This is a genomic window from Streptomyces mutomycini, assembly GCF_001700505.1.
Taxonomy (GTDB): domain Bacteria; phylum Actinomycetota; class Actinomycetes; order Streptomycetales; family Streptomycetaceae; genus Streptomyces; species Streptomyces mutomycini.
In genome coordinates, this window is the sequence record NZ_MAPV01000230.1 from 1 (window position 1) to 5,392 (window position 5,392).

Below are 5,392 nucleotides of genomic sequence, written 5' to 3' on the forward strand. Positions count from 1 at the left end.
CGGCGGGCGCCCGCCGGGCTTCGACACGGCGCGATACAAAGATCGCAACACGGTGGAGCGGACGAACAAGCTGAAGCAGTTCAGAGCGGTCGCCACCCGCTATGACAAGCGCGGATACGTCTTCCTCGGCACTGTCACCGCCGCCGCACTCCTCATCTGGCTCCGCTCGTGACCACAGCGACGAACTGATTGTTGCTGCATCGTGCCCCGCCGCCGGAGGCCGAGGTGAGCGAAAACGGGTTGTGCCTGGGCAGATGATCAGCTTGGGTTCGTGCTCGTGACTGACTTGAACGATCTCGTACGTCCGGACCGCTATCCGCGCTCCTCTCGCTATGACCCCGCCTGGTTGCTCAACCTCGACATGGGACCGAACCCGCTGTGGCTGCTGGAAGACCTCACCCGGGATCTTGATCTGCGTCCGGGGATGCGGATTCTCGACCTCGGCTCCGGCAAGGGCGCCACGTCGGTGTTCCTGGCCCGCGAGTACGGCGCCCAGGTCGTTGCGGCAGACTTGTGGATCGCCCCCGAGGGCGCGGCAGCCGTCTTCGCCGAGGCGGGCGTCGGCGACCAGGTGAATGCCGTGCGAGCTGAGGCGCACACTCTGCCGTTCGAGGAGGAGAGCTTCGACGCCATCGTGAGCGTGGACGCGTTCGAGTACTTCGGAACGGCGGACAGCTACCTGCCCTACCTGACACGGTTCCTCCGCCCTGGCGGACATCTGGCGATGGCGACTCCCGCCATGACCCGGGAGGTCCGTGAGCTCGGAGTCATCCCACCTCACATCAAGAAGGTGGTCGGCTGGGAGGCGATCGCCTGGCACACGGCGGAGTGGTGGCGCTTTCAGTGGGCGATCACCGAGCTCGTGGAAGTCACCTCCGCGTGGTTGCCGCAAGACGCCTGGCGGGACTGGCTGCTGTGGGCCCGGGCAGCGGCCGAGCACACGCCCGACGGCCGGAGCGCGAACCAGCCCGTCATCGACATGCTCACCACAGACGGCGGAGAATTCCTCTCCTTCGCTCTGATAACTGCACGTAAGAACTGACGGGAAGCGCTGCAGCGCGTTGTTCTGGAGGCATAACGGTTACGGCCCGTGCTCCGGAGATCGAATCCCGGCCGATCTGGTTGCACAGTTGCGCCCTGGATGACCTCTTCTCGCCGTACGCCATCGATCCGGTGGTGGCGGAGAGATTGGGACATGGGGCCTGGGTGGGTCTGCGGATTTGTGTCATTGGAGGACGACCGCTGGAGGTGCTTAGCGGCGGCGGTGCGCTACTGGTCTCTTGCTGGGACGTGACAGGCTGACGTGATGCGCAAGCCCAAGACCCGCACCGCGCTCATATCTCTGGCCGCCGCCATCACCGTCTCGGCCGTCGCCACGACCGTTCTCGAGTCCTCGGCCTTCCCCATAAGGGACGACCCCAAAGTCAAGGAAGCGTATGAGCAGGGCTATGCGTGGGTGAAGACCCACACCGAGGCGGAACCTGACCCGACAACGAGGCTAAACCCCACGCCCACGCCCACGCCGTCTACGCCGTCGCCGAGTCTCGTGATCCAGAAGGATACGGTCAGGGTCACCGTTCGCTCGGCCGTCGAGTTCGAGTTGGGTGAGATGAACGACCGGGAGATCTGCGACTACTACGCCTCGGTACCCGAGTACACCAGCAGCAGCGTTCCGGCGAAGTACCGGGATGACTGGGTACGCGGCTGCCAGGCGGCCATGGCGCTCCAATCCGACAGCGGACCACGCCCTTTCGGACGGTGAATACGCAACAGCTCGCTCTGCCGCAGAAGAACCTGGCCAGAAGCCTGGGGCGTTGAGCGTCCGAGTTGGCCAGACGGGCCAACTCTGACGGTCAGTGCAACGGCCTTCCGACGGCTTTCCCCCTGAACGGCACCGATTCGGCACCCCCCGCCGGCTCAACAACGAAGGCGGTTGAGTCGCCGAGCCGCTCGTGCACCGTGTGCCGAGGGTTCCCGCCGGGACACGGCGCGGACACGTCGACGCACCAGGCACCGCACCACAGCGGTACTTTACTAAACCTTGACCTAAACTAAACTGCCTACTAGACAACGTTGTCACGACCCGTCAGAGTGTGCCTCGGGGCGCACGGCAACCGCTCCCCCTCACGAAAGGTGATTGACTGTGTACGGAGCACTGGACATCGGTGGCACGAAGATCGCCGGCGCGCTCGTGGACGACGCAGGCACGCTGGTGCTGCGTGCGCAGCGGCCGACTCCGGCACAGAAGTCCGCCCCTGAACTCATGGCAGCGGTGACCTCGGTCATCGACGAACTGGCGGCCCACCCGATGTGGGACGAGATGACCTGTCTCGGCATCGCCAGCGCGGGTCCGGTCGACACCGCCGCAGGCACGGTCAGTCCTGTCAACATCCCCGCCTGGCGGCACTTCCCGCTGGTCGACGAGGTGGCCGCACACCCACGGCTTCCCGTGGGGCTGCGACCGGTTCTGATCGGGGATGCGGTGGCGATGGCCGCGGCGGAACACTGGCTCGGCGCGGCGCGGCAGTCCGAGAACGCTCTCTGCATGGTGGTGTCCACCGGTGTGGGAGGCGGCCTGATCCTCGACGGCCGGCTCCGCACCGGCCGGACGGGGAACGCGGGCCACATCGGGCACATCAGCGTGGATCTGGACGGTTCGCTGTGTCCGTGCGGCGCTCCTGGCTGTGTCGAGGGGCTTGCCAGCGGTACGGCGATAGCCGCACAGGCGCAGGCTGCCGGGTGGTCGACGCCGGCCGGGGTGGCACCGACGGCTGCGGCGGTCGCGGACGCGGCGCGGAAAGGGGACCGGCGGGCTCTGGAGGCGTACGAACGCGCTGCCCAGGCGCTGGCAGCAGCCATCGCTGCGACGGCGGCTCTGGTCGAACTCGACATCGTGGTCATCGGTGGTGGTGTGGCACAGGCCGGTGACACGCTCTTCGTGCCGCTGCGACGGCGCATGGTCGACTACGCCGTCCTCGACTTCACCCGCGGACTTCCTGTCGTGCCGGCGCTCCTGGCTCTGGACGCGGGGCTCATCGGGGCAGCTGCCGTCGCGTCCGCGCAGGCCGGCACCCCCGCGCTCGCGGCTTCACCCCGCCCGTAATTCCTCAGCAGAAGCGAGGGCTTCGCGCGCCGGCGGGCGGGTCCGGACGGCGCTGGTTCACCGGCGAGCATCCATCCCCACGTCGTCAGCGACATCCGGTAGATCCGCGCGGAGGACTTCGCGATGCCCGCGCCGGTGAGGTAGCGCTCGACCGCCGCGGTGTACGACGCCAGCGGGGCGGACAGAGGTACGACCCGAGCGCGCGGCAACCGAAGCGCGCCCCCACTCCCGAGATCGGTCACGGGTTCGATCGTTCACGCCGCCCCGCCCCCCTGACACTGCCGCAGCAAATGCGTACACATCGCCCCGGCGGCCGGAATGGCCCGCCGCCGGTCGCGGTGATCACGGTAGGGGCCCTGTCGCGGTAAATCCGGCATTCACTGCGGCAGTTGCGAACGCGTTTCCGCGATCGAGCATCCGCCCGAACGAGGTTCTGCTGTGCGGACTTGAGGGGAGGGGGCTGTCAGTGCCCGGCGCCGGCAGGCTTACCTGGGTCATGCCCCAGATCCTCCGTCACGGGCAGGCACTCGGCTAGCAGGTCGACGACGTCGCGCCAGGCGCGCTGCGCGTGCCGTGGGTGGTAGCCGACGCCGGGGACCACAGGGTGGCCGACCGGCGGGTGGTGGAAGGCGTGCAAGGCGCCGCCGTAGACCGCGAGGCGCCAGTCGACGCCCGCTGCCTGCATCTCAGCGGTGAACGCGTCCCGTTGCGCGGGCCCCATGATCGGGTCTTCCGACCCGACCCCGGCCCATACCGGGCAGCGAATGCGCGCCGCCTCGCCCGGTCGGCCCGTGGTCAGTGCGTTGACTGTCCCGATTGCGCGCAGGCTGACGCCGCCGCGCCCGAGTTCCAGCCCGACGGCGCCCCCGGTGCCGTAGCCGATGGCGGCGATCCGGTCGGGGTCGGTCCGCGGTTCGGTGCGCAACACGTCGAGCGCCGCATGGCCGACGCCCCGCATCCGGTCGGGATCAGCGAGCAGCGGCAGGCAACGGGCCAGCATCTCCTCGGGGTCGCCCAGATAGCGCCCGCCGTGAAGGTCGAAGGCCAGCGCTACATATCCCAGTTCGGCGAGAGCATCGGCCCGGCGGCGCTCGACGTCGCTGAGCCCCATGCCCTCTGGTCCGAGCAGCACCGCGGGCCGGCGGTCGACACCGGCCGGGAGCGCGAGATGCCCGATCATCGTCAAACCGTCGGCCGGATACTCGACCGTACGCGTCGTAATCGTCGTCATGAACTGGACTGTAGTGATCGTCGAGCCCGGCCCGGCTGGTGTTCTGCCGCTGGCAGATCAGCGCGGGTATCCCTCTGAGATACGGCGAGGGCTCACGAGAACCGTCACAAACCCCGTCCCCACGGCAGCGCTGTCGGATCACCTGCCCAGGCCACGGTATTGGAGGCTGGCCCTCGCTCGCAGCAGGATTGCGGGGTATACCGGCCCGCTACCGTGAAGGGCGTCACCAGCTGGTTCACGCCACGGTTCAGGCGGCCTGGCCGAGGCCGGCGGGGGTCAGGACCTGCTCGCGCAGCGGGGTGAAGCCGACGTCGAGTTTCGGGTCGTACGCCTCGGGCTGGATGCCGAGTTCGTGGGTGCTGTACTCGCCGAACCGGTTGTACGGAGACGGCCACGCGCATCAGGTGGCGGAACTGGGACTCGATCAGGCCGAAGTCGATGATGTTCTGACCCGGCTCTCCGAACAGGGCGTCGATGTGCACGTACTCGCTCTGCTTGGAGGGCCGGTAGAAGGTCAGTTCCTTCCAGTTCCTGATCCTGGGCATCAGGTCGAAGCCCAAGAGGTGGGCGAGCGCAAAGACAGGGAAGCTCTGACCCTGCGTATCTGCGTGCACGGTGGTCGGCTGCACCTCGCTGGTGTTCTTCAGCAGGCCCTTCTTCAGCAGGCCCTCGATGATCTGGACGGCCTCCCAGACGCCGCACGGGATGAAGTGCGTGACCAGCGCGATGTAGGTGTCCGAGACGTGGTGGTAGACGATGCCGCCCGGCTTGCCGTACCTCACGCTCGTCTCGGAGAGCAGGTTGTCGAGGTACGTGTCCATGTGGGTGCCTTCCGCCGCGACGGCGGTCCCGTCGCCCCACGCCTGCGAGATGTCCGGGCGGGCGTGCGCGTTCACCAGGTCGGCGACCGCCTCGTTCAGCAGCACGATCGAGAAGTGCTTGTCGGCGACGTTCCCCTGACACCCATCACCCCGACATCTCCCGCACCACCAAGATCCGCGGCCTCCCCGCACCGGAAAGCGCTGCGGCCTACCCACTGGTCCGGGCGGGGAGGCCGC

5 protein-coding genes and 1 pseudogene are annotated in these 5,392 nt (G+C 68.0%); 4 read left to right on the plus strand and 2 right to left on the minus strand.

The window, feature by feature from the left end; translation table 11 throughout:
- From BFF76_RS27625 to BFF76_RS27640, 4 genes and pseudogenes are all read left to right on the plus strand, one after another.
- Positions 1-172 (plus strand): annotated as a pseudogene (locus tag BFF76_RS27625) (IS5/IS1182 family transposase); the annotation flags it as partial.
- 105 nt (positions 173-277) lie between these two features.
- Positions 278-1,042, plus strand: a complete 765-nt coding sequence (locus BFF76_RS27630; RefSeq protein WP_065849299.1) for an SAM-dependent methyltransferase — start codon at positions 278-280, stop codon at positions 1,040-1,042.
- Positions 1,043-1,306: 264 nt separating this feature from the next.
- Entirely contained in the window at positions 1,307-1,762 is a 456-nt protein-coding gene (locus BFF76_RS27635; protein ID WP_141695675.1) for a hypothetical protein, read from the plus strand.
- A gap of 375 nt (positions 1,763-2,137) precedes the next feature.
- A complete protein-coding gene (locus BFF76_RS27640; RefSeq protein ID WP_065849297.1) occupies positions 2,138-3,103 on the plus strand; it encodes an ROK family protein in 966 nt (321 codons plus the stop codon).
- A gap of 463 nt (positions 3,104-3,566) precedes the next feature.
- On the opposite strand, the gene BFF76_RS27645 is transcribed toward BFF76_RS27640, so the two are convergent.
- A complete protein-coding gene (locus BFF76_RS27645) occupies positions 3,567-4,334 on the minus strand; it encodes a dienelactone hydrolase family protein (RefSeq protein ID WP_031092753.1) in 768 nt (255 codons plus the stop codon).
- A gap of 104 nt (positions 4,335-4,438) precedes the next feature.
- The coding region (locus BFF76_RS27650) for a Tn3 family transposase (RefSeq protein WP_141695676.1) at positions 4,439-5,392 on the minus strand (954 nt) is incomplete at its 5' end.

Excerpts from the sequence above, each read along its gene's own strand:
- BFF76_RS27635 (WP_141695675.1), top strand. The coding sequence starts at position 1,307 with ATGCGCAAGCCCAAGACCCGCACCGCGCTCATATCTCTGGCCGCCGCC.
- BFF76_RS27645 (WP_031092753.1), bottom strand. The coding sequence starts at position 4,334 with ATGACGACGATTACGACGCGTACGGTCGAGTATCCGGCCGACGGTTTG.